The sequence below is a fragment of the Bacteroides salyersiae WAL 10018 = DSM 18765 = JCM 12988 genome (assembly GCF_000381365.1).
Taxonomy (GTDB): Bacteria; Bacteroidota; Bacteroidia; order Bacteroidales; family Bacteroidaceae; genus Bacteroides; species Bacteroides salyersiae.
On record NZ_KB905466.1, the window covers coordinates 2701557 to 2727146 of the forward strand.

Sequence of the window (25590 nt, forward strand, 5' to 3'; positions counted from 1 at the left end):
AATTTGACGATTTACGATTTACAATTGAAATTTGTATCATTTACGATTTGACGATTTACGGGTTCAGATGTTGATATCCAAAGGCTGTTATCAATCGTAAAATCGTAAATCGTCAAATTGAAAAATTAATAGCGATAGTGATCCGCTTTATATGGACCGTCTACCGATACGCCGATATATGCAGCCTGTTCGGGAGTCAGTTTTGTCAGTTTCACACCTATCTTCTCAAGATGCAGACGAGCTACTTCTTCATCAAGATGCTTAGGCAAACGGTATACATTGATATCGTATTTTTTGTTGAACAATTCGATTTGTGCCAATGTCTGGTTAGTGAAAGAATTGCTCATTACAAATGACGGATGCCCCGTTGCACATCCTAAATTTACCAGACGTCCGTCGGCCAGCAGGATGATGCTGTGACCGTCAGGGAAATAATATCGGTCTACCTGTGGTTTGATATTTACACATTTGATACCGGGGTAGTGTTTTAATGCATCCACTTGTATTTCGTTGTCGAAGTGTCCGATATTGCAGACGATAGCCTGGTCTTTCATCTGTTCCATATGGTCGATACGGATAATGTCGATATTACCGGTAGTCGTTACAAATATATTTCCCTCTTTGCACGCGTCTTCCATAGTTACTACTTCGAAGCCTTCCATAGCCGCTTGTAAAGCACAGATCGGATCTACTTCCGTTACCAAAACACGCGCTCCGTACGAACGCATGGAGTGTGAGCAGCCTTTTCCTACATCACCATAACCGCAAACTACTACCACTTTGCCGGCAATCATCACGTCTGTTGCGCGTTTGATACCGTCTGCCAATGATTCACGGCAACCATACAGATTGTCGAATTTCGATTTGGTTACCGAATCGTTTACGTTGAATGCCGGGAAAAGTAATTTTCCTTCTTCCTGCATTTGATACAGACGGTGTACACCGGTAGTCGTTTCTTCGGATACGCCACGTACTTCAGCGGCAACACGGTGCCAACGGCTATTATCTACTGCCAATACTTTTTTCAGAATGGCATTCAGTTCGATTTCGTCTTCGGCATGCACTTCTTTATCTAATACGGCAGCATTGTTTTCTGCTTCATATCCCACATGGATCATCATGGTGGCATCACCGCCATCGTCTACAATGACAGTAGGACCTTTACCACCGGGGAAGTTCAAAGCTTGAAGAGTACACCACCAATAGTCTTCCAGTGTTTCGCCTTTCCATGCATATACGGCAACGCCCGAAGCGGCAATGGCTGCTGCTGCATGATCTTGTGTTGAATATATATTGCAAGAACACCAGCGTACCTCTGCACCCAATGCAACGAGTGTTTCAATCAGTACGGCTGTCTGGATAGTCATGTGCAATGAACCCATAATACGGGCGCCTTTCAATGGTTTGGATTCTCCATACTTTTCGCGAAGAGCCATAAGGCCGGGCATTTCTTTTTCTGCCAGATCGATTTCCTTGCGTCCGAAGTCTGCAAGTTTAATATCTGCCACTTTGTAGGGCAGTGTAGAGAATAATTCTGTAGACATATTTTAATTTGTTTAAAAAATAAAAGTAGTTGCAAAGATAGAACTTTCTGATTAGTAGGACAAAAGCTATCGTTCTTTTTTAATCAATAATAACTTCGATGATGCCGTAGTTTTAATTGTAAATGTTATATATTTGCATGTTTATGGGCAATATATACAACAAAACGGATAAAAATCTAAAGAATCTTTATGGGACTATATGATCAGAAAACGAAAGATGAACTTCTTGAAATTGTAAAAGAATTGGAGAGAAAGGTGGAGGACCTTACCTCGGAGTTGTCTTCGTTGGAAACAGGAAGATTCCGGGATAAATATAGTACCCGTATTTTAGATGCATTGCCTGATATGCTTACTGTCTTTGATCATGATGCAAATATTATAGAACTTGCTTCTTCTCCGGAAACAAACCATGTGGAGGGTACTACTACAGAAAGTATTGTTGGTGCAAATGTAAAGGATATTGTACCTGAAAAAGCTTACGAGAGTGTTCGGGAAAACATGGATAAAGTGATAGAGACCGGTAAGGGATCGATAGCTAAACATTCGTTGATGCTCGATGGAGTTTGGCATCATTATGAGAATCGAATTTTTCCGCTTGATGATAAATATTTGCTTTGTATGTGCCGTGATGTCTCGGAAAAGGTGAAAGTCGAAGAGGTGAATGCCATTCAGCGAAACGAAATAATTCGTCTTAATTCTTTAATGCAGGCCATATTGAATAATGTGCCTGTATATTTATTTATAAAAGACACCGGTAATGATTTCCGCTATCTTTATTGGAACAAGGCTTTTGCGGACCGAACCGGCATTACAGCGGAATTTGCTGTAGGTAAAACGGATGTGGAAATTTTCCGTAGTGATGAGGAGGTCAGACGTTTCAGAAAGGGAGACTTAGCCGTGATGGAGGCCGAGAAGGTAGAGTATCTGGAAGAATATACTACGCTAACCGGTAATACGCGTACCGTGGCAATGATAAAAACACTTGTACCTTCCGGTAATAAGCAACCTTATATTGTCGGAGTAGGATGGGATATGACCGATATTAAAAAGACGGAAAAAGAACTGATCGATGCCAGAGTCAAGGCAGAGGAAGCCGATAAACTGAAATCTTCTTTTCTCGCCAATATGAGCCACGAGATACGGACACCTTTGAATGCAATTGTCGGTTTTTCGAAACTTATCATCGAATCCGGAGACAAAGAAGAACAATCCCAATATGCAGAGATTGTAGAAAAGAATTCCGGTTTGTTGCTAAATCTTTTTAATGACATTCTCGATTTATCTGCTTTGGAAGCCGGATCGCTGAAATTTTCGATAGGATCGGTCAGAATGAGGGACATATGCGCCCGGTTGTATCATCAATATTGCGATTCCGTTCATCCCGGAGTAATCCTTGTGTTTGATGAGGTTGACCCGGACTTGTGTGTGCAGGGTGATTGGGACCGTATTTCTCAGATATGGCTGAATTTGCTTAGTAATGCTATCAAATTCACTTCCGAAGGAGAGATTCATTTCGGTTTTGAGAGAAAAGGGGGGATGATTCAAGGATATGTGTCCGATACGGGTATCGGGATTCCGGTAGAACGTGCTGCAACCATTTTTAGCCGTTTTGGGAAAGTCAACGATTTTGTTCAGGGAACCGGACTCGGACTGACTATTTGCCGGATGTTAGTTGAAAAAATGGGAGGACGTATCTGGGTGCGTTCAAAAGTAGGAGCAGGGACTATATTTTATTTTACGCTTCCGATGGTATGCAAAACCAAAGGATGATATAGATGGAGTTGTGGTCTTTAAAACTGTAAATTGATAGATGAACCGTAAGTAAAAAATGTAACGCATCTTTTTGCGTTATTTATGTAAAGTTGTATATTTGCGGTATGTTCATTTTGTGAACATACCGGTTTTTTGTAAATATAGCCCAAAACGCTGTCGAACTACCACTTGATGCAAATCGGCTATTTTGAGAACTTACTCTATGGGTGAGGTGTATATATACGTCTTTGGCGTAGAAACACTCCCATTGAGTAAGTAGGCTGTGGTAGGCCTTGACAGCGTTGGGCAGTGGTTCTACGTCTTTTTTCATATTTTGCGTAGCACTTGCTGATTGTGAATATTTTAATATTAACTATGGAACTACCAGACTATGAAACCACTATTGCTTATTCTGCTATATTTTGTTTCTGTAGATGTGAACTATTCAGATTCTTATCAAAAAGATGCCTGGAAGTGTTTGGATAATTCTTATAAAACCTTATTGACTGATCCTAAGCAATCTGCTGCATATTCCATGCAGGCTTATGATATATTGAAACAGACAACGGATTCTGCATTGATTGTCTATACTTTGTCCATGTCGGGACATGCTTATATGCTTTATGGGAATTTTGATCTGAGTATGAATGTGTACTATAAAGCTTTATCCTATTGTCCGGAAAAAGATCTAAAAGCAAAGGCTAAGATAAATCTTAATTTGGGAACTTTGTATGGTTCATTGAAAGACTTTTCAAAAGCAATGGAGTTGATTGATAATGCCACTTCAACATATAAGGTTTTGAATGATTCGGCGGGAATAGCCAATGCTTATAATGCCCGTGGTTTGATTCATGTCTATATGAACGAAACGAACATAGCTGATAAATTTTTTAAAGACGCTTTACGCATAAACAAGGTTTTGGGAGATAAAAAAAATATGGCAGCCAATATAAACAACTTATGTCTTTATGAAGGTAATACGGAAGAAAAAATAATGTTGTTGGAAGAGGCCATTGGTATTAATAAACATTTGAATGCATTATGGTCGTTAGCCGAGAATTATAATAATATGGGGATGCAACTATTCTATGCAAAGAAATATGATGATGCTTTAGATGCTTTGAAGCAGGCGGAGGGGTATGCATCTGAGGTGAATGCTCATGAATTGATATGTGATAATTATGAATACCTTTCTAAAGTGCATTCGGCGCAAGGGCATTATAAAGAGGCTTATGTCAACTTACTGAATTTTGAAAAAAAGAAAGAGCAATTACTTCGAAAAAAAGAGCTCGTTGATATTGAAAGAAGTTTGATAAGGAATAAATTGCAAGAACAGAAGAAGGAGGCAGAGTTAGTTCACCAGCGATATCAACTGTCATTATTAAGACGAAATATATGTATTGCGATCGTAATCTTTTTAGGTATCAATGTGCTGACATTTTTGTTAGTCAAACAACTTAAGCGAAAGAAGGATTTACAGATTGCGAAAGCACAAAAGGAATTGGCAGATTTAAAATTACATCAGCAGACGGTGGAATTGGAGGTGCAATCGGAAAAGCTTGAGAGTACCCAGAGTGAACTGACTAATTTTGTTCTCTTTCTGAATAGTAGGAATGAACTGTTGGAGAAAATCAGAGAGATGATAAAAGCTGCCTATAAAATGAATGCTAATGAGATATTGACTCATTTAAAAAGGATAAATACATATATTCTTCAAGTAAAGAAGATGGAGGAAGAAAATGATTGCCTGACGCACGAGGTCGAAATGCAAAATACTGAATTTCTTAACCGGTTAGTACAGAAACATCCGGGATTGACTCCCGGTGAAAAAAGGTTAGCTACTTTTTTGCGGGTTAATTTATCTACCAAGGAAATTTCTTTATTAACGGGGATCTCTGTTAAAGCTATCAGTATGGCAAGATATCGCTTAAGAAAGTCATTGAACCTACATCCTCAAGAGGACATTTTTTGTTATCTGCGTAATATTTGAAAAAGTGATTTTGTAGAGTACTTTTCTGTTGTTAAATTATTGCTAATTAGTGTTTTAGTTCTTGCTTGTGTAGGGCGTAAATATGATTGTTTTATGCTTTTGTAGGGTCTGTGTAGACCCTTTTTTTTAGGCTATATTTAGGTTTTGGGGTTTATTTGCTGCTGTGTTTGAAAAGCGCATTTATTAACTTTAAAATTTAATTGCTATGAAGCAAAGTTATTGTTGGGGAGGCATATTACTATATGCTATAATGCTATTCCTTTTATTTATTCCATCCTCTGCTTATGCACAAAACTACCAATTAAAAGGCTACGTACTGGATACTGCCAATGAGCCGTTGATCGGTGCCAATGTAATTGTGGCCGGGACAACTAACGGGGTAATTTCCGGTTTGGATGGTGGCTTTACCTTATCTGTTTCTCCTAACGATCGGATTGAAGTATCCTATATGGGATATATAAAGCAGATCATTCCTTTGAACGGGCGGAAAACAATTAAGGTGATTATGCAGGATGACAGTCAGTTGTTGGAAGAGACTGTGGTAATCGGTTATGGTACTTTGAAGAAAAGCGATATGACAGGGGCAATTTCTTCGGTAGATGTAGAATCCTTGGCAAGCCGTGCGACGACTAATCCGGCGGAGGCCTTACAAGGAAAAGTTGCGGGAGTTAGCATTTTGAAGTCGGGAGGAAATGCAGGAGCTTCTATCTCTGTTAAAATACGTGGTATCAAGACGATGGGCAGCAATGAACCTCTTTATATAATCGACGGTTTTCCCGGAGATATTACTACGGTTAATACACAGGATATCGAGGCGATGGAGATTTTGAAAGACGGTGCGGCGGCTGCCATATATGGTTCAGTTGCAGCCAATGGTGTGGTCATCGTAACTACTAAAAATGGGAAAAAAGGTGATGTCAAGGTTGATTTTAATACATTTTTCCAGTTTACGAGTGCGGCTAAGAAGTTTGAAATGCTGAATGCAGATGAATACTTAAATGTGCATAATATGATGTATGAGAATGCCGAAGCGAAGAAAATCGGTTATCTGACATTTACTGATAGCGATGGAAGACTGAAAAACCCAACAGGTTTTGATACGAACTGGCAGGATGAAATGCTTCGTGGCGGGTTGTCTCAAAACTATAATGTGAATGTCAGAGGTGGATCTGATATTGCCAAATATTCTGTCTCTTACAATCATTCGGATGAGAAAGGAATTTTAAGAGGGAATAAATATGTTCAGGATAATGCCCGGATGAAATTGAACGTGCAGAAATATATTTTTAATTTCGACGCTTCCTTATCTCTTAAAGTTACCCAAAGCCAGCAACCGCAATATTCTATAAAAGAGATGTATGCAATGGCTCCATTGGTACCTGTATACGATGAAGATCAACCCTCCGGTTATGGTTTGAATGAAATGAAAGTAGACGGTGTTCGTCTGGAACTGCCCAATAATCGCAATGTAATGGCCGATGACCACTTCAAGCATAAAAAATCGAATGGATACGATCTTATAGGAAATATCGGGCTAACGGTTGATTTTGCTCCGTGGCTTAAATTTAAGACCGCATATGCATACAGAGGGTACTACACGAATACAAAATACCATTCTGAAAAATTCACTGCCGATGTTCAAGGACAACAGTTATACCCGTATAATTACGATTATAATTCTTATTGGTTCGAACAGACTTTTGACAATGTGCTGACTTTTGATAAAACCTTTGGTAAACATTCATTGAATGTAATGGCCGGTAGTTCACTGACTGCTGCAAGGAAAGATTGGAGCCAAATAAATGTTGAGGGTAAAAAGACAGTGTATGATGTAGTAAACGGCAAGTTGGATATCAAAGATGAAGCCGCCGGCTTTTTTGATCCTACTTCGCCTACCATTGATGCCGGTAATGGCGGCACATTCACAGGCAACGGTTCATTCTGGAACTATAACCGGGCGTCTTTCTTCGGGCGCGTCAACTACTCCTATGGAGGTAAGTATATGCTTCAGGCAACAGTTCGTGCCGATGGCTCTTCTAAGTTCGGTAAGAATAACCGTTGGGGTGTTTTCCCGTCTGTTGCCTTAGGTTGGCGTATCAGTGAGGAAGAGTTTTTCTCTAAAGATATTATGAGTAATTTGAAGTTGAGGGTCAGTTGGGGACGACTCGGAAATGAAAATGCGTTGGGCTATTATTATGCTCCTACCATGACTAATGACAACACTCAATGGATGAGCTACATACAAGGGGGAAATCCTTGGCCCGGAATGAGTAACCTATATTTGGTAAACGACGATTTGCGTTGGGAAACTACGGATACTAAAAATATCGGAGTAGACTTTGGTTTCTTTAACAATAAACTTTATGGATCGTTGAATTATTATTACAACACTACGGAAGACTTATTGATTGAAAAAGTGATGCCACCTTCTGCCGGTATTTATAATCCTACGGTAAATGTCGGTAAAATGAGAAATAAAGGGTTTGAACTTGAACTGAACTATGCTGACAATATTAATGGGTTCGAATATAATGTAGGATTTAATCTTTTTACGACCAAAAATGAAATGTTGAAAGCAGACCCTAACCAGATTCTGTATGGGTCGGGGTTGAAGGGGGCCGGCCATTTTGTAACTCAGACGTTGGAGGGGTATCCTGTTGCTGCTTTCTTTTTATACCAAACGGACGGTATTTTCCAGTCGGCAGAAGAAGTGGCGAATCACACTGCTGAAATCGAACAGCCGGATGGCTCTGTAAAAACAGTACTTCTCCAACCGAATGCCAAACCGGGAGATATCCGTTTCAAAAATGTAAATGGTGACGGTGTCATCGATGAGAGCGACAAGGAATATTGTGGCTCGGGAATTCCTAAGTTGGAAGCTAATTTATCGTTTAGTGGTTCTTATAAAGGATTAGACCTGTCTTTTTTGTTAGGGAGTGCTTGGGGACATAAACTATATAATGCTAATCGTTTGTATTATGAGGCAATGGACTCTGGAACGAATATGTTTAAATCTACTTTAAATGCTTGGACGGAAAACAATTCGAATACCGCAATGCCCCGTGCGGTTTTGAAAGATCCGAATATGAATACCCGTGAATCGGATCGTTTCTTGGAGAAAGGTAACTTTATTCGTTTGCGGCAATTACAGTTGGGCTATACGTTGCCTAAAACTTGGACAAAGAAAGTCTATATTGACAAATGCCGGTTGTATGTTAGTGGTGAGAATCTCCTGACTTGGACTAATTATTCCGGCATCGATCCCGAATTCTCATCCGATATTTTGGACACGGGTGTGGATGTATTCATTTTTCCTTTTACTCGCTCGTATGTAGTCGGATTGCAGGTGACGTTTTAATTAATTTCTAAAAATAGCTTAATCATGAAAAAACATATTTATATAGCTTTTCTTTTCTGCATTGTCTCTTTGACGGGATGCGATAATTTCCTGACGGTGGAAAGCCCGGACTTTTCGACGGATAAGTTCTGGAGGGACTCTGTTGACGTGGAATCCGGACTGTCGGCTGCTTATGGGCAGTTGGATAACAGAGCCGGTAGTTATAATTTTGCTGAAATAAAATTTGTTGTAGAGACGTTTCGTGAAGATATAATGAATATTGGTGCTGATGTCAATAATTATCCTGAGTGGGGGCCGATGTATGATTTTACGTACAACAACGAAAGTTCACGGATCAAGGAGTATTGGATGAATTGTTACAATGGCATTAACTATACCAACAATGTGTTGTTTGGAATAAGAAAAGTACAGTCCGGTAATAATCCGATGAGTACCGCCAAATGCAATAGCGTACAAGGAGAGGCCTTGTTTCTGCGTGCTTATTATCATATGAAGTTATTATTGAACTGGGAAAAGATAGTCATTCGTAACGAGTATCTGACTACTGAGGTAGAAGTACATAAAGCCCTTTCCTCAAGGGAAGACGGTTGGGATTTTGTCTGTTCGGAATTGTCGGATGCAGCTAAGATCCTGCCACAAACCCGTCCGTCGCTTGAAGTCGGCCGCGTGACTAATGGCACTGCCTATGCCTATTTAGGATGGGCGTATTTGACGAGAGCTTATGAGGTTCCTGATAAAAAGGCGGAATATCTTGAAAAAGCGGCCGGGGCTCTCGATCAGGTAAAAGGATATAGTCTGGAGAAAGATTTTCTGAGTATGTTTAACGGAACAAATAAAAATTGCAAAGAATCTATTTTTGAGATTCAGTTTACCGGAAATACCTCAGATGGTGCTTTCCACCAACATGTATTGCATTATTGGGTCGCTGCTCCGGTGTTGAGAGGTTGGGATGAAATCCGTCCCAGCCAGATGATTTTGGATGAGTTCAGAAAAGAAGGCCGGGTAGCTACTACCGGTAATCTGGATTCACGGGCTTATGCAACCATGTTTTTTAATGATCCTTATTTTAATGATGGTGAAGGGCGTATTTATGGATTTGAGTATTCGGACTTATTTGATGAAAATGATGAAATTAACCGTTGCTTCCGGAAATATATGCCGGATGACATGCAGAAATTAAAACAGTCTTATACTTCGACAAATGTACCGTTGATGCGTTATGCCAATGTGTTGTTGATGCAGGCCGAAATTCATAATGAACAAGGACATCCGGAACTGGCTGCCCCCTTGGTAAATGATATTCGAAAAGTACATGGAGATATGCCGGAGATTTCAGGTGATTCTTATGATTTTATAAAGGCACAGATTGAACACGAACGTTTGATGGAATTTGCATTGGAGAACTATCGCTTTTATGATCTTCGACGTTGGGGTAAATTGGATGAGGCTTTGCATGCGGCCGGACGGGTGAATTTCCATTCGGAAAAACATGCCTTTCTGCCGATTCCGTTAATGGAGATTCAGAGTAATAACAATATCGATTAGAGTAACTTTTTATTAATTGTTGAATGGGATTCGGGGGGTCTGAGAAGACCTTCCTAACCCGCTTAATACCGTAACAGAATGAAGAAAAATGCACTTTTTTTATTGAATGTACTTCTTGGAATAGGGAGTATGGGTACCGTAGCAGGACAACAGGATGTGTGTGGTTTTGAACACCAACAAGCGGAGTATAGAAGAACACATCCCGATGCGAAGTTCGAGTCGGAGAATATTCCGAATTGGAAGCAAACGCGGGCAGCAGCCGATTATTATCAAGGACAATATGTAATTCCTGTTGTGTTTCATGTATTTGGTGAACCCACCAATGATACCCGTCTGAAGGTTACTTATAGTTTGATAGAGAAAGCTCTTAAACAAACGAGTGAAGATTTCCAGGGATTGACGGCAGATTATGATCAGACGGGAGCCAGTAGTCGCTTTGAAAATATCAAGAAACCGTTGAATATTGATTTCCGTTTGGCAAAAATCGATCCGGAAGGTAATCCTACGAAAGGTGTCATCTTCTATGACGAAGCTGAGAAAGGTTTTGGCAACGGTGGGGGATACGATGAAGCTATTCAGAAATATGCATGGGACAATAGTAAATATATGAATGTATACATCATGAAAGATCTTTATGCCGATGGTGATCTCTATAATTCGGGGGTGTCTTGGCTTCCGGATAATGGAATGATGTTGGACAATTTGGCACGGGTGGTTTATAATGGAAGTTATATAGGGAGCAATACGAGCGAGAACTTTCGTCGTGTCTTGACTCATGAGTTTGGCCATTTTATGGGGCTACATCATACATTTGAGGGAGGATGTAATTATCCGAATGACGGAATAGAAGATACTCCGCCGGTAGCAACCTCCAAATGGCCTGCCGATAAGGTAAATTGTGAGGGCGATTATACCGATTGGGAGAATTTTATGAATTATACGGATGCTTACCGGCATTTCACAACAGGGCAGGTGGCGCGGATGGAGTATTATTTGAACGAATCTATGTCTCGTAGCCAGTTGTGGCAGGAAGATAATTTATTGGCCACAGGTGTGGAAGACGGACATCAACTCTCACCGTCGGTATTGGTAGTAAAAGGTCGGAATTTTACGGAGACAGATAATAACCAGGGAGAAGTAGGAGGTACTTTACAACTGGAAGCTGCCTATGGTTTAACTTTTGCCCGGATCGGCACTCTTGAGGAAGGTACGGATTATACGGTTACCAATTTACCGGAAGGCTTGAAGGTGGTAGTTACTCTTTCAAGTGATGTGACTGCCATTGTTAAATTGGAAGGAAAAGCAACCAGTCATCGGTTGGCTGATAGTCAAAAAGAGGTGGGTATAACTTTGGATCCATCAGTTTTGAAACTTGAAGGAGGAGCGGTTACCGCTCAGAAGATTAGTTTTGGGGTTCTGTTTAACGATCCTTACACTTCTTATTGCCTGTTTAATCCACGTTTTGCTCCTTATGCACATATCTCTAAAATAAAATTTGCCCAAATAGAAAGGAATACGGAGTTTGACGGACAGCAGTATAAAGATTTTAGGACAGATTATGTGGCTGGTGTGGAAAAAGGAAAAACTTATCAGTTGGAAGTGACAGTACAGAACTGGAAGTCGGGAGAAGGTGACCCATATACTGTTCGTGCATGGTTTGATTGGAATGGTGACTATGTATTTCAACAAGATGAAATGATAGCTCCCCAAAAAATAGCCAGAATAGGTAAAGCAGGAACCGAACATGTGTTGATCTTTGATATAGCGGTTCCTGATGATATGGTTGAGAATAAAGAAGTTGGATTCCGTGTTATGTTGCACTATACATTGGGAAATGATGGAGCAGATCCTTGTGGAGAGATAGATAGTGGTGATGTGGAAGATTACGGAATGATTATAGGCGAGGACAAAGCTCATGTATTGCCTCCGGATGGACCGGATGAACCGACGGAAGAGGTCTGCACTCCTGAATTCTCTTATCAGGCTTATGCACATATCCAGAAAGTTGAATTTGCCGGGATGTCTAACGAGACTTTCGGAGAACCCGGGAATACGGATATTATAGAGGATTTTAGAGAAAATGAAAAGCTGAACGTACATCTTGAGAAAGGGAAGGAATATGTGATGAAAGTAACTTATGCCAATTTAAATTCTCACCCGAAGGACAGTTATGTATTGCGTGCTTATATCGACTGGAATAATAACAGGATATTGGAAAAGTCGGAATCACAAAAGATAGCTATTCCCGCTATTGGAGCAGCAGGCAGTCCTACTACCGTTGAGTTTAAATGGAAAGCCCCTGAAGATGTCGTTGTAAAGCAAAAATTACACATGCGTGTTTTTATCCATTATGGCGATGCAAACAGCATGGCTGGTGAGTTACCTTGTGGAACCGTTGAGAACGGTCAACTGGAAGAGTATTATGTAATTGTTTCTCCAGACCCGACCGGAATTACGGATAAGCACATGGATGAATGGAATGTATATCCAAACCCGACAGATGGTATTTTACATATAAGTGGCACAGATACGAATGTTTGCAGATATCGACTTTATAGTGTGGATGGTCGTTTGGTTCAGGAAGGGAGCGTATCGGATTCAGTAATCGATATTAGCGGACAGGTCAAAGGTATGTATATTCTGAAAATAGAGACTAAAGAATCTGTTTTACAGAGAACTGTAATTTTAAGATAAATAAAACCGGCCGGTAGGCAGGTGTTGTCTACCGGCTTATTCTATTAAATTATTAATTTATTAAAACAAAATTGGATTATGAAAAAAAGTTTACTTTGTTGCTTTTTGCTGTTTAGTATGATAGCAGGGCAGATGATGGCTCAATCTCAGTTGTGCAGACCGGAATTAACTTGGGGTGCTTATGCCTGCATCTCGAAAGTTGAGATTAATGGAATGGTAAGTGAATCGTCTACTGCTCCGGAAGGGTGGAATGGAGAAATAGGTTCTAATACGTATGATGAAACGGTTATGTATGCTGATTATACGCTGGATAAAGACAGAGTTGTAAAATTAGAACCCGGAAAAGAGTATGAATTGAAAATTACTGTGTGTAACTTTTCATCCGGTGCGGGAGATGAATATTATGTAACTGCATTTTTTGACTGGAATGGAGATAGCCAGTTGACAGCAAGTGAAACCGCTTTTCAGAAATCAATAATGGTAGGAAAGCCCGGACAGACTTCTTTTAAGGTGGTTACAGGTAAGATTACGGTTCCTGCAGATGCTGCAAAAACAGTTACTATGCGTGCATATCTGCACTATAAGACTCCGGATGTACCTTATACAGATCCTTGTTGTACTCAAGATGGTGGAGTATTACAGGATTATACTGTAGATCTTAGCGGTGCCTCTTCTATCCAAAACATTCAATCTGATTCGTTTGTGGTTTATCCTAATCCCACTGAGGGGGAGCTTTCCGTTAATTTGGAGGATGCCAGTGAATATATGCTTTATAGTATTGATGGCAGACTTGTTCAGAAAGGTATTGTAGATAGAAATGTGATTGATGTAACTGGAAACGCTTCGGGGATGTATATTTTGAAGGTAAAATCCGGTGCTGAGATTAAGTGCGCTAATATAATTATCAAATAACATTTTAGAAACTGTATAATAGAACCGGCTTGATAAAAATATTTATCGAGAGTACGAAACCGGTAATGAATATCGAGCCGGTTCTTATTTCTATATTATAATAATGCTGATATTTATGGGAATTTTTAGATTCAGAATAGTACGATTGCTGTTTTATATAGTTTGTTTTTCTATATCAATATCAGCTATGGGGCACAATGATATTTATAGTGTAGACTCTTACAGAAATATTCTGGACATCCGTTATACTCCTTATAGTAATGATTATTTTACGGGCGGCTTTTCTGATTCCGGTGCCTGGGTCTGTTTTACCTTGCCGTCTGAGGATAACTGGGTGAATGGATTTTGCGGTCCTTTTGAATTGGATCATCGTTTATGGATTTCGGACGCTTTGTTGCAAGTCGGATTTACCCCTAATGTAAAAACAGAAATGTTTAAACCTGTGGAGGTGTCTTATGCGCCGGGGGAACTTTATATATCTTCTTCTTCCGACATGGGGAACATACAGCAACGTTTATTTTTCGTTGATCGCTATACGGCACTATGGAGCTGCGAAGCGGCAATGCGGAATCTCTATGTTCTCAATGGCTCGTTGAGTGGTATAAAACAGGTTCAACTGACGGATCATGTCCTTTCTATGACCCTCTTCACCGGAGAATTGTGTACTGTCACATTCTCATCAGATTTTAAGCTATCTTATGAAAATTCAAAGTTTCAGGCTGTACTTCCCAAGGGGATGAAAGGCTATGCGGCAATTTCTTATTTCTATGAATCACAGCGACCGGAAGGATATACAGCTTTTTTACAGAATATGATAGAACGCCCTGATGCGTGTATTGCTAATCATAAAGATCGGTGGTTTCGGTATTTGAAATCCGTGCTACGTCCGGAAATGCCCATTGAATACCATCGGATTGCTGTAAAGGCAATGGTCACTTTGTTGTCCAATTGGCGGGCATCGAGAGGAGACCTGCTTCACGATGGAGTGATACCTTCTCATGCAATGAGTTATTTTATCGGTTTTTGGGGGTGGGATTCTTGGAAGCATGCAGTGGCACTGAGCTGGTTCGAACCGGAATTAGCAAAGAATCAGGTTCGTGCCATGTTTGATTATCAAACGCCGGAAGGGATGATTATTGATTGTATTTATATAGATAAGAATGAGAACAATGAGCGTAATAGTAAGCCTCCTTTAGCAGCCTGGGCAGTGAGTGAGATCTATAAATCGACGCAAGATGCCGATTTTGTGAAAGAGATATATCCTAAACTATTGCATTATCACCAATGGTGGTATAAATATAGAGATCACGATCGGAATGGGTATTGTGAATTCGGGGCGGTAGATGGTACACTCGAGGCAGCGGCTTGGGAAAGCGGAATGGACAATGCCATCCGATTTGATCGTTCTTCTATGGTAAGTAATGGTGCGGGAGCTTGGAGTTTAAACCAAGAGTCTGTTGACTTGAATGCTTATCTGGCTTATGAATACCGCTTATTGAAAGAACTGGCCATAATTGCCGGATATGAATTTGTGGAACCGGACCGGACGGCATCTGTTGCAGATTACTTCTTTGATGCTGAGAAAGGATTCTTCTATGACAGAAAATTGAAAGGTGGAGACTTTGTAAAGGTGGAGGGCTGTGAGGCATATATCCCGTTTTGGACACAAATAGCTACCCCGGAACAAGCTAAAGCGGTATTACCTTATTTCACTGATCCGTTGAAGTTCTCTACTTATATTCCTTTTCCTACAGTGACGGCGGATCATCCGCAGTTTTCTCCGAATGGTTATTGGCGGGGTCCTATTTGGTTAGATCAAGTCTATTTCGGTATACGAGGACTGAGAAACTATGGTTATGCACAATTGGCTGATGATTACACCAAGCGGGTTTTTGACCGATTGAATGGTTTACGTGGAGATGCTCCCATTCATGAAAACTATGAGACAAATACCGGAAAGAGATTAAAATCACCACATTTCAGTTGGTCGGCAGCTCATTTGCTGATGTTGTATCGTGAGGCTGGTGTGTTGGATGCTAAGTCAACCGATTTGTGTCTGTTCCAATCGGATTATCGGAATTATGCATACATTCAGGAAGTAGAGTTCGAAAATATACATCACAAAATGTCTTATTCAGAGACGGGGTGGACAGATTATTCATCGGAATATACGGCTGAAGTGGAAAACGGCAAGACTTACCAACTGAAGGCTACGGTTGCGAATTGGGATTCGGGTGATTCGGATACTTATAAATTGAGACTTTGGATTGATTGGAATAGGAATTACGAACTGGAAGAAACAGAGCTGATCGATACTAAATTGATTAGTCCGATAGGGGAACGAGGTAAAGAGCATATCTGTCGGTTTTCAGTCACTATTCCTGAAAGTTTGGTGAAAGGGGAAAAGCTGAAGTTCAGGTTGTTCCTCCATTTTGTGACCGATGAAGCGGATGGAACAGATCCTTGTGGCTGGGTGGATAGTGGGATAGCTTGTGATTACGGATTGGTGGCAACGCAGAGTAGCGGCTTTATAAGTAATGAAGAAGGAGTTGCAACGGCAAAGGTTTATCCGAATCCGGTGGCTGATAATTTATATATTGAAAGTGCTACTTCTATTAGTCGGTGTTTTATTTATGATATGGAGGGTTGTGAACGGTTCGGGCATTCGGGTAATATCTCTAAGATTGATGTGACGCCTTTACCTCCGGGTAATTATATTCTCCGGATCGTGTATGACGAGAAAGCGAAAAGACGGGATGATTTTTTTAAGGTAGTTGTTCAATAAACTTAGCTTGATACATATGTTTATATTCCTTATTATCGGACTTATGCTGTGCGGAGTACTGACCGGATATCTTTTCCGCAAAAGAAAACTTAACTTTATATATCGTGTAATTACTTTTTTGATCTGGATACTGCTGTTTCTTTTGGGTATAGAAGTAGGAGATAATAAAATGATCATTGAAGGTTTGCATTCGTTAGGGTTGGAAGCATTGGTTATTACTCTGGCTGCTGTCGGGGGTAGTGTATTGTGTGCTTGGTGGTTATGGATTTTTATTTCGACCGGAAAGCTGAAAGGAGGTGAAGAATGAGAGACAGTCTTATTATTGTACTGTTCTTTGCCGTAGGAATATTGTTGAGTTTTTTTGATCTTTATCCATCCGGATTGGAGCAGTTTAATCTGAGCTTTTATGCATTGTGTTTTTTGATGTTCTGTGTGGGTATTAGCATTGGTAATAATCCTCATATACTATTGAGTTTCAGAAGACTTTCCCCGAAATTCTTTTTACTTCCTGTATGTACGATTTTAGGGACACTTGCCGGTTGCTATGTCAGTAGTTTCTTTTTTGAAAGGCATTCTTCTGTTGATTGTATGGCAGTGGGGGCCGGTTTCGGATATTATTCATTATCAAGTATCATTATCACGGAATATAAAAATGCGGAACTCGGTACGATTGCTTTGCTATCTAATATAATGAGAGAAATCATTGCTTTACTGGCCGCTCCTTTTTTAGTTCGTTTTTTTGGAAAACTTGCGCCTATTTCAGTAGGAGGTGCCACAACGATGGATACCACTTTGCCGATAATAACCCGCTGCTCGGGACAGGAATATGTTATTGTTTCTATTTTTCACGGCTGTACGTTGGATTTTTTAGTTCCTTTTTTAGTGACGTTACTATGTTCAATCTAAATTATAATAAATATGGGAAAACATATTTTGTGTCTTATTATTAATAGTTTGTTCTGTTCTACACTTCTATTGGCAGAACAACAAGTAGTTCCTTGGCAGGATCCTCAAGTTTGCGGTATAAACAGGGAACCGGCATGTGCTCATTTTATTCCTTTTTCTTCTGAGGAGAAAGCCCTGGCCAATGATTTACAGTCGAATGAACGACGAATGTCATTGGATGGAACTTGGAAATTCCTTTACTCGAGAAATGTGGATGAGTGCCCGAAGGATTTTTTTAATGAGAAATTTAATGTACGGAAATGGAAAAGTATCCAAGTTCCCGGGAGTTGGGAGTTACAAGGATTTGATGCTCCGATTTATACGGATGTGAAGTATCCTTTTCCGGCTGATCCTCCTTTCGTCCCGTCGGATTATAACCCGGTGGGAATTTATGTCCGTGAGTTTATCGTACCGGTATCTTTTCAAGAGATGGATGTCTTTTTAGATTTTGAAGGGGTTGAGTCGGCTTTTTACTGTTGGGTAAATGGTAAATTGGTTGGTTATGGTGAAGATAGCCGGTTACCATCTCATTTTGATGTAACTTCTTTTCTTCGACCGGGTAAAAATAAGATAGCGGTTCAGGTATTCCGTTATAGTGACGGTTCTTATCTGGAAGGGCAAGACTACTGGAAATATAGTGGTATCGAGAGAAGTGTATATCTGGTGGCACGTCCTACATGCCGTGTAAAGGACTTTAAGATATCGGCTCCATTGAATAAGGATTATAGAGATGGTGATTTTCAATTGGGGGTTACGATGAAATTATCTGATAATTCCATTGGGAACCGGCTTCAATTGAAATTAATGGATGGAAATGAGCTATTGTATGCCGATCAAAAGACGGTAACTTCTCCATCCGATACTCTTTTTAACTTTAAACATCTTGTTCCGAATGTGAAAGCGTGGAGTGCGGAGACACCTTATCTTTATACAATGCTGGTCAGTGTGACGGATAAAGAGGGGAAAATGTTGGAAACATTTCGGCATCGTGTCGGCTTTCGTACGATTGAAATGCGTAACGGGCAATTTTTAGTAAACAATGTTCCTATTCTCATTAAAGGGGTAAACAGGCAGGAACATGATCCTCTTCATGGTCGGACATTGACGTTAGAGACCATGCTGAAAGATGTGAAGATGATGAAGCAGTTTAATATTAATGCAGTTCGTTGCAGTCACTATCCCAATAGGCCGGAATGGTATGAACTGTGTGAAGAATATGGACTTTATATGATTGATGAAGCTAATATAGAATCACATGGAATGGAATATCATGAAGACGGAACTTTGGCTGATAATCCGGATTGGGAACATGCTTTTATGGAACGTATGAAACGTATGGTGATGCGTGACAGGAATTTTACGGCTATTATCACTTGGTCATTGGGTAATGAATCCGGCTACGGAAAACATTTTGAAACCTTATATCATTGGACGAAAGGTTTTGATCCCAGCCGTCCTGTGCAATATGAGGGTGCACGCCGGGAAGGGTTATCGGATATTTATTGCCCGATGTATCCTCGTATCTGGTGGTTAAGGGAGTTTGTGAATGAACGCAAGGCAAGGCCGCTGATCATGTGTGAGTATGCACACTCTATGGGAAACAGTACGGGAAATCTTCAGGATTACTGGGATTTAATTTATAAATATGACAATCTGCAAGGAGGTTTTATCTGGGATTGGGTGGATCAGACTTTTGCAGAGAAAGATCAGGAAGGTCATCTTATCTGGGCTTATGGAGGCGATATGGGATATGTGGGAGTACCTAATGATTCCAATTTTTGTGCCAATGGTTTGGTGGCAGCCGACCGTTCGCTTCATCCGCACATATGGGAGGTAAAAAAAGTTTATCAATATGTACATTGTGAGCCTGTTCCGTTTGCTGATAACAAACTGCTTGTTACCAACCGCCATGATTTTATAGATTTATCCGGTTATTATATGCGGTGGACAATTGAAGCGGACGGAGAAGAGGTACAAACCGGTGAAATTGATTTTCCGGTGATTCCTCCCCACTCTCATATGGAGATGACTGTTCCGTTTCGGAAAATCAAGCCGGATTCAAGAGAATATTTTTTGAGAGTAGAAACTTTGTTGAAAAATGACAAACCGCATGTTTCGAAAGATTTTATAGTTGCGATGGATCAGTGGCAGCTTCCTGTTGAGAGACAGGAAGGGGTGAAAATGGTAACTCATGAACCGATAGTGGTATCCCGGCAAGAGAATGGGTTGAAGATTGGTAATAAAGAATTTGATGTAGAATTTTCTGCAGTTTCGGGAGAAATGATTTCTTTAAAGTATAAGGGTGAGGAGATGCTTCTTGCAGGTTTACAGCCTAATTTTTGGCGTCCGTCGACTGATAATGATGTACCGAGCGGGCTTCTATCACGTTGTATCGGTTGGAAAGAACCGATGAAAAATAGTAAACTGCTTAAACTGGATATGCAAGTTGAACCGGATAGTTCATTGGTTATTGTCGTTGCCGATTATTATTTGCAGGAACAGGAATCTGCGATACAGATGACTTATCATATTTTGGGGAATGGTATAATAAAGGTCGAGATGACCTTTACACCCGGAAATAAACCTCTGTCGGAGATGCCCCGGTTCGGAATGCGTATGATACTAACAAAGGAGTATGACCGTATGTCTTGGTTGGGCAGGGGGCCGCATGAGAATTATGCTGATCGGAAAATGTCTGCTGCGGTAGGGGTATATCAATCCGGTGTGTGGGAACAATACCATCCCTATGTTCGTGCGCAGGAAACTGCTAATAAATGTGATACACGTTGGTTTTCTCTTTGTAATACAGAAGGGGAGGGGCTGTTGTTTGTGGGAACAGAACCTTTGTCTGTAAGTGCATGGAATTTTATGCAGGATGATATAAACTATGTTCCTTTTGAGATAGAGCGCAGGCACGGAGGAAGTATTAAAAAGAGAGATTTGGTTTGGGTTAATATAGATTTGTTACAAATGGGTGTCGGTGGAGATAATAGCTGGGGGGCTCAAGTTCATCCGGAATATACGATTACACCTCTTCCCCGGAAGTATAGCTTTGTTATACAGCCGGTCGATACCTCAGAGAGCATAAGTAAACAGGCACGTCAAATATGGTTTTAACTAAAGAATAGAGATGATGAAAAAACTGATAATGAGAATTTGCGGATTAGTTGGGGCGGTTATGTTTTTTATAAACTGCTCGGAGCGGAAACCGGTGGCTTATAATTCTTTGGTGCATGAATATGGAAATATTCTCGACATAGCTTACACTCCCAATGATTCGGCTTTTGGTAGAGGATGGTTTTCTGATCAGGGTTCCTGGATGGGATTTACTCTACCAGAGAAAGAGCAATGGATAAATGGATTTTGTGGACCATTCGACTTGGAGAGCCGTCGCTGGATTTCCAAATCGCTCTTGACAGTGGGACTGACGGAATATCCGGATGCGGTCTTCCATGCAGACTCGGTGAATTATTTTCCGGGGGAATTATTTATGCGTTCATCAATGGAAAAAGGAGTGATCACTCAACGGTTGATTTTTATAGACCGGTCTAATGTATTGTTGGAGTGTGTTTTGGAGGATGAACAGTCTTTGTGCTTTTCGGGTCGGATAAGCGAACGGAGTACTTGTAATGTAGTTAATAATTCATGTGTCTTATCCTTGTCTTCCGGTCAACAATGTATGCTTACTTTTCCCGACCGTACGAAAATTACTCTTTCGAATGATGGATATGAAGCACGAACAGCTCCAGAGCGTACAGTATATGTGATTATGTCTTTTTTGGATAATCCACAGATACGAAGTTTTGATTTTGGGGCGATTGGTGATATGGAAGCTCATCCTGCGGGATACATTGAAAAACATTATCAGCGCTGGAATGGATATTTGGGAAAGGTGTTACGTTCCGATATGCCCGAAGAATACAATCGGATCGCTGTCAAAGCGGTTGTCACATTAATTTCTAATTGGCGTAGCAGTCGGGCCGGACTACTGCATGAAGGGGTTGTACCTTCCCATGCTGTGGGGTATTTTATGGGCTTCTGGGCGTGGGATTCTTGGAAGCATGCTGCTGCGCTTGCCGATTTTGCTCCGGAACTGGCGAAGAACCAGATACGGGCGATGTTTGATTATCAGTTGGACAATGGAATGATTATTGATTGTATTTATACGGATATCCGTGAAAATAATGCGAGAGATAGTAAACCGCCTTTGGCGGCATGGGCTGTGGATCGTGTTTTCGAAGAAACCGGGGATACTTCATTTGTAAAAGAGATGTATCCTCAGTTATTGAATTATTATCGTTGGTGGTATATCGACCGTGATCATAATTCAAATGGAATTTGTGAATTTGGATCAGTTGACGGTACTCTTGAAGCAGCTGCTTGGGAAAGTGGTATGGATAATGCTATCCGGTTTGATGATGCCCGGATGGTGAAGAATAGTGATACTGCCTGGAGTTTTGATCAGGAATCGGTTGATCTGAATGCTTTTCTGGCTTACGAATATAAGCTGTTGAAGAAACTGGCGAACGTATCGGGACAGGCATTTGATGAAAAAGATCGTACAGATTCCATACGGACTTATTTTTATGATGAAGATGCCGGATTCTTTTTTGACAGACGTATGGATGGAACTTTTGTAAAAGTGGCCGGTAGTGAAGCGTATATTCCTCTTTGGACCGGTATTGCTACGGAAGCGCAAACGAGTGATGTCATGAGACAATTGGAGGACACAACGAAATTTTCAACATATATTCCTTTTCCTACCGTGGCTGCCGATAATCCGGATTTTATGCCTAAAGGGTATTGGAGAGGTCCGATTTGGTTGGACCAGACTTACTTTGCCATTTCCGGATTGAGAAAATACGGTTATGTGAAAGAGGCGGATAAATATACCCGGCAAGTCTTTGACCGGTTGAACGGCTTAAAAGGAAATGGGGCGATACATGAGAATTATGAAGCCCATACGGGTGAGCGATTGAAAGCGCCGCACTTCAGTTGGTCTGCTGCACATCTTTTGATGTTGTATGAAGAGTATGGGCAAAGGGGAAAAGAACGAATGTGAACTGTATCTATTAATATGAATAACAAATTTTTTTAAAATGAACAACAGAAAATGTTACTTGGCTGCATTAGTGTATTTGTTGGCAGCTATGGGAGGAACGGCACAAAATATACCCGGATATAGAGTCGGAGCACCTTTGCCGTGTCGCGCTCACGAACAGATCAAAACTTTTTTTGAAGAAAATCCGCAGGCATTGGAACGGCATAAGGTTCCTTGCCGGACACGAGCAGTAGCGGAGCGTCCGGATCATTATGTAATTCCGGTGGTATTCCATATTTTTGGTGTGGATTTTAACGGGACTACCATTAATGATGAGATTATAAAGGATGCTTTAAGGAAAACGAATGAAGATTTTCAAGGTGTAACGACGAATACCGGAGATGATAATCCGGATTTTAATATGAGGCAGGCCAATATGAATATTACTTTTAAATTGGCAGAAAAAGGACCTCAGGGAGAGGCAACGACCGGTATTTTGTACCATCGTCTCGAAAGTGGATTTGGTAATTATTATGCACCCCGTATGGCTTTGTATGCATGGGATAATCATAAATATATGAATGTGTATGTAATGAATGATCTTTATGGGGACGGAGTGACTAATAATTCGGGTGTTTCCTGGTATCCGGATATCGAAATGACGGATGAGAATTTGGCACGTGTGGTATATAACGGTGCATATATCGGTACGAATACGGATGAGAATTTTCGGCGTGTACTGACTCATGAATTCGGACATTTTTTGAATCTTGCACATACCTTTGATGATAATAGCGGAGCATGGCCCGACGGATGTAACCTGAATAAAGCGGGAGAACCTAATCCGGGAGACTGGGTGGAAGATACTCCTAAGGCCGATCAACCGTTGATGGGGGCAACAGACCGGAACTGTGAGGGAGATTTGACGAATTGGACCAATTATATGAATTATTCTTATGTGCGTACTTCCATGTTTACTAAAGGACAGGTGGATAGGATGTTGGATGCTTTGGATCATCCGGCACGCATAGAGTTATGGCAGGAGGATACTTATAAGCAAGTCTTTTTTACAGACAATAAAACAAAACGCATTGCACTTTCTAATAGGGGAGATATTTTGGAGGCTCCGGCCAATGACGGATCTTTTGATGGAAGTTTTGACTTTACATTGATGAATGGTACGTTGGCTAATAAGGATTTTGTGTATAATACCGATTTTACAGTGGAAGGATTACCGGAAGGATTGACTGCAAAATTACAACGAGTGAATGATACGCGACTAACACTGTCTTTTGAGGGGAAGGCCATATCTAATGACCAAAATATAAATTTATATGTGATCTTCAAAAATGGTATGTTGTCCAGTGGTGAATTATATGATTGTAAATTACCCGTAACTTTGGAATGCCGGGCATCTTATGCCATTAAATATGTTGATTGTGAGGATGTTCGTATATCTTCGACTTATGGTTGGGAGTTTCTTCAGTTGGATTCCAGATATGAACATTCGGACTTTGGTTTGATGTGGAATAGTAATGCCGGAAATTATTATGGATATTTGTTTATCGAATCATATGGTAAGGAAATGATGGGAGCAAGAACCAACTTGACTGTAGTCGATTATGGTGAGGAGATCGGTGCTTCGTCTACGTGGTCAACGGGGATTGATCAATATCCTAATCTTGGAACTTTAGTTTCTAAAGGCTATGACGCTTGGAAAGGTAAAATAGCATTTGTGGGCATTCAGTTTGAAGGTACTCTTCCGGGCGAGACACTATATGGCTGGATGAGGGTATCGGTTGCCGATGACGGAAATTCCTTCACTCTCCTTGATTATGCTTTCAATGAGGCACCTGGAGAGACAATTATGGCGGGTCAAAAAGGGAAAACCCTGTCTAAAGCAGAGATGGTATACGGAGGAACATCGGTGACGGAAGACAGCGAACTGAATGATGGAACCATTACCCAGACCGTTAATCTTGTTATTATGGGAGACAATACATTCAAAAGGACCGGTGAGTTGGCGATGGGAACGGATTATCGGATGACTGTTTCTACGGGGTTGGTATCCAAATTAGAAGTTGTTTCCGCTAAAAAAGCAATTTTATCTTTTACTGGGAAGGCGGAACGTCATGATGCCAAGGATCTTGATATTTCAGAATTGACATTGGAGCCGATGATATTCACTCACTCGGATATATCTAATTTGTCTTTACAGTTGACTTTTAATTTCCTTGATTCTTATAAGATTATTGTTGAAGATTTGCAGATAGGTGCCGGCGCTGATTATGGAAGTTGGACCTATTTTACGGCTCCTATTGTGTCGGAAAATGCTTATGGGGCGTGGGAGTTTGCTGCGCGGCATTTAAAACTGGAAACCTATATGAAACCAATGGTCTGCCTGTCGAATACAAGGAATATTGCTCCTTTAGCTAAGGGGACTATAATAGGGGGCAATTCTAATTGGGTTATTCCCGGTACATATCCTGATCAATTGGATATTGCTACACGGGAGTATACTGATTGGTGTGGTAAGACGGCATATGCCGGTTTCTGTTTCGAATATTTGGGCAAAGATTTATATGGTTGGTTTGAAATCACAGTGGCGGAAGACGGATCTTATTTCACAATAGATAAATATGGATATAATGAAAATCCGGGTCAATCAATTCTTGCTGGAGAGGCGAAAGGTGACGGTGGTACCGGTTTGCAGAAAGATGTGGAACTTGATGGAATTCTTTTATCTCCCAATCCGGTTCATGAACAATTGAGCGTAATGGCTCCGGCAAATACACGGATTATGATTTATAATGCTTCAGGAATGATAGTATGGAATGGTACTATGGAAAATGATCAGACGATAATTCCGGTATCTTCATGGGACAAAGGTTTCTACTTCGTTCGTTTATCTAAGAATGGAATAAATGTAGTGGAGAAGATAATTGTCAGATAAGAGTAAGAAGGGTACATTAAAAAATCCGCTTCACAAATCATTATATTTTTTGTATTCAGATTTATAATGAT

General features: G+C 40.6%; 13 protein-coding genes. 12 read left to right on the top strand and 1 reads right to left on the bottom strand.

Features of this window, described 5'->3' with window-relative positions; translation table 11 throughout:
• Positions 1-125: 125 nt before the first annotated feature.
• A complete protein-coding gene (ahcY, locus tag HMPREF1532_RS09920; RefSeq protein WP_005928473.1) occupies positions 126-1544 on the bottom strand; it encodes an adenosylhomocysteinase in 1419 nt (472 codons plus the stop codon).
• Positions 1545-1733: 189 nt separating this feature from the next.
• Here ahcY and HMPREF1532_RS09925 point away from each other — a divergent pair, with 189 nt between their 5' ends.
• The 12 genes from HMPREF1532_RS09925 (at position 1734) to HMPREF1532_RS09985 (ending at position 25519) form a co-directional block, all read left to right on the top strand.
• Positions 1734-3314, top strand: a complete 1581-nt coding sequence (locus HMPREF1532_RS09925; protein ID WP_005928476.1) for a sensor histidine kinase — start codon at positions 1734-1736, stop codon at positions 3312-3314.
• A gap of 373 nt (positions 3315-3687) precedes the next feature.
• Positions 3688-5286 (top strand): tetratricopeptide repeat protein, encoded by a 1599-nt coding sequence (locus HMPREF1532_RS09935; protein WP_005928479.1) that lies wholly within the window; start codon positions 3688-3690, stop codon positions 5284-5286.
• A 205-nt stretch (positions 5287-5491) separates the two neighbouring features.
• Positions 5492-8644: a SusC/RagA family TonB-linked outer membrane protein gene (locus tag HMPREF1532_RS09940; RefSeq protein WP_005928482.1), complete on the top strand. Its 3153-nt coding sequence runs from the start codon at positions 5492-5494 to the stop codon at positions 8642-8644.
• Positions 8645-8668: 24 nt separating this feature from the next.
• Positions 8669-10189, top strand: coding sequence for a RagB/SusD family nutrient uptake outer membrane protein (locus HMPREF1532_RS09945; protein ID WP_005928484.1), 1521 nt, complete (start codon positions 8669-8671; stop codon positions 10187-10189).
• 78 nt (positions 10190-10267) lie between these two features.
• On the top strand, positions 10268-12883 hold the full coding sequence (locus HMPREF1532_RS09950; RefSeq protein ID WP_005928487.1) for a zinc-dependent metalloprotease: 2616 nt from the start codon (positions 10268-10270) through the stop codon (positions 12881-12883).
• A gap of 78 nt (positions 12884-12961) precedes the next feature.
• On the top strand, positions 12962-13795 hold the full coding sequence (locus tag HMPREF1532_RS09955) for a T9SS type A sorting domain-containing protein (protein ID WP_005928490.1): 834 nt from the start codon (positions 12962-12964) through the stop codon (positions 13793-13795).
• 115 nt (positions 13796-13910) lie between these two features.
• Positions 13911-16580 (top strand): MGH1-like glycoside hydrolase domain-containing protein, encoded by a 2670-nt coding sequence (locus HMPREF1532_RS09960; protein ID WP_005928493.1) that lies wholly within the window; start codon positions 13911-13913, stop codon positions 16578-16580.
• A gap of 22 nt (positions 16581-16602) precedes the next feature.
• Positions 16603-16887 carry a LysO family transporter gene (locus tag HMPREF1532_RS09965; protein ID WP_025818991.1) on the top strand — a complete coding sequence of 95 codons (285 nt, stop codon included), beginning with the start codon at positions 16603-16605 and terminating at the stop codon, positions 16885-16887.
• Positions 16884-17486 (top strand): LysO family transporter, encoded by a 603-nt coding sequence (locus tag HMPREF1532_RS09970; protein WP_005928499.1) that lies wholly within the window; start codon positions 16884-16886, stop codon positions 17484-17486. Before HMPREF1532_RS09965 ends, HMPREF1532_RS09970 begins: the two co-directional genes overlap by 4 nt.
• A gap of 12 nt (positions 17487-17498) precedes the next feature.
• A complete protein-coding gene (lacZ, locus tag HMPREF1532_RS09975; protein WP_005928502.1) occupies positions 17499-20642 on the top strand; it encodes a beta-galactosidase, LacZ type in 3144 nt (1047 codons plus the stop codon).
• Between the two features lie 16 nt (positions 20643-20658).
• Positions 20659-22587, top strand: coding sequence for an MGH1-like glycoside hydrolase domain-containing protein (locus tag HMPREF1532_RS09980; RefSeq protein ID WP_005928505.1), 1929 nt, complete (start codon positions 20659-20661; stop codon positions 22585-22587).
• A gap of 37 nt (positions 22588-22624) precedes the next feature.
• Positions 22625-25519, top strand: coding sequence for a zinc-dependent metalloprotease (locus tag HMPREF1532_RS09985; RefSeq protein ID WP_005928508.1), 2895 nt, complete (start codon positions 22625-22627; stop codon positions 25517-25519).
• Positions 25520-25590: the final 71 nt, after the last annotated feature.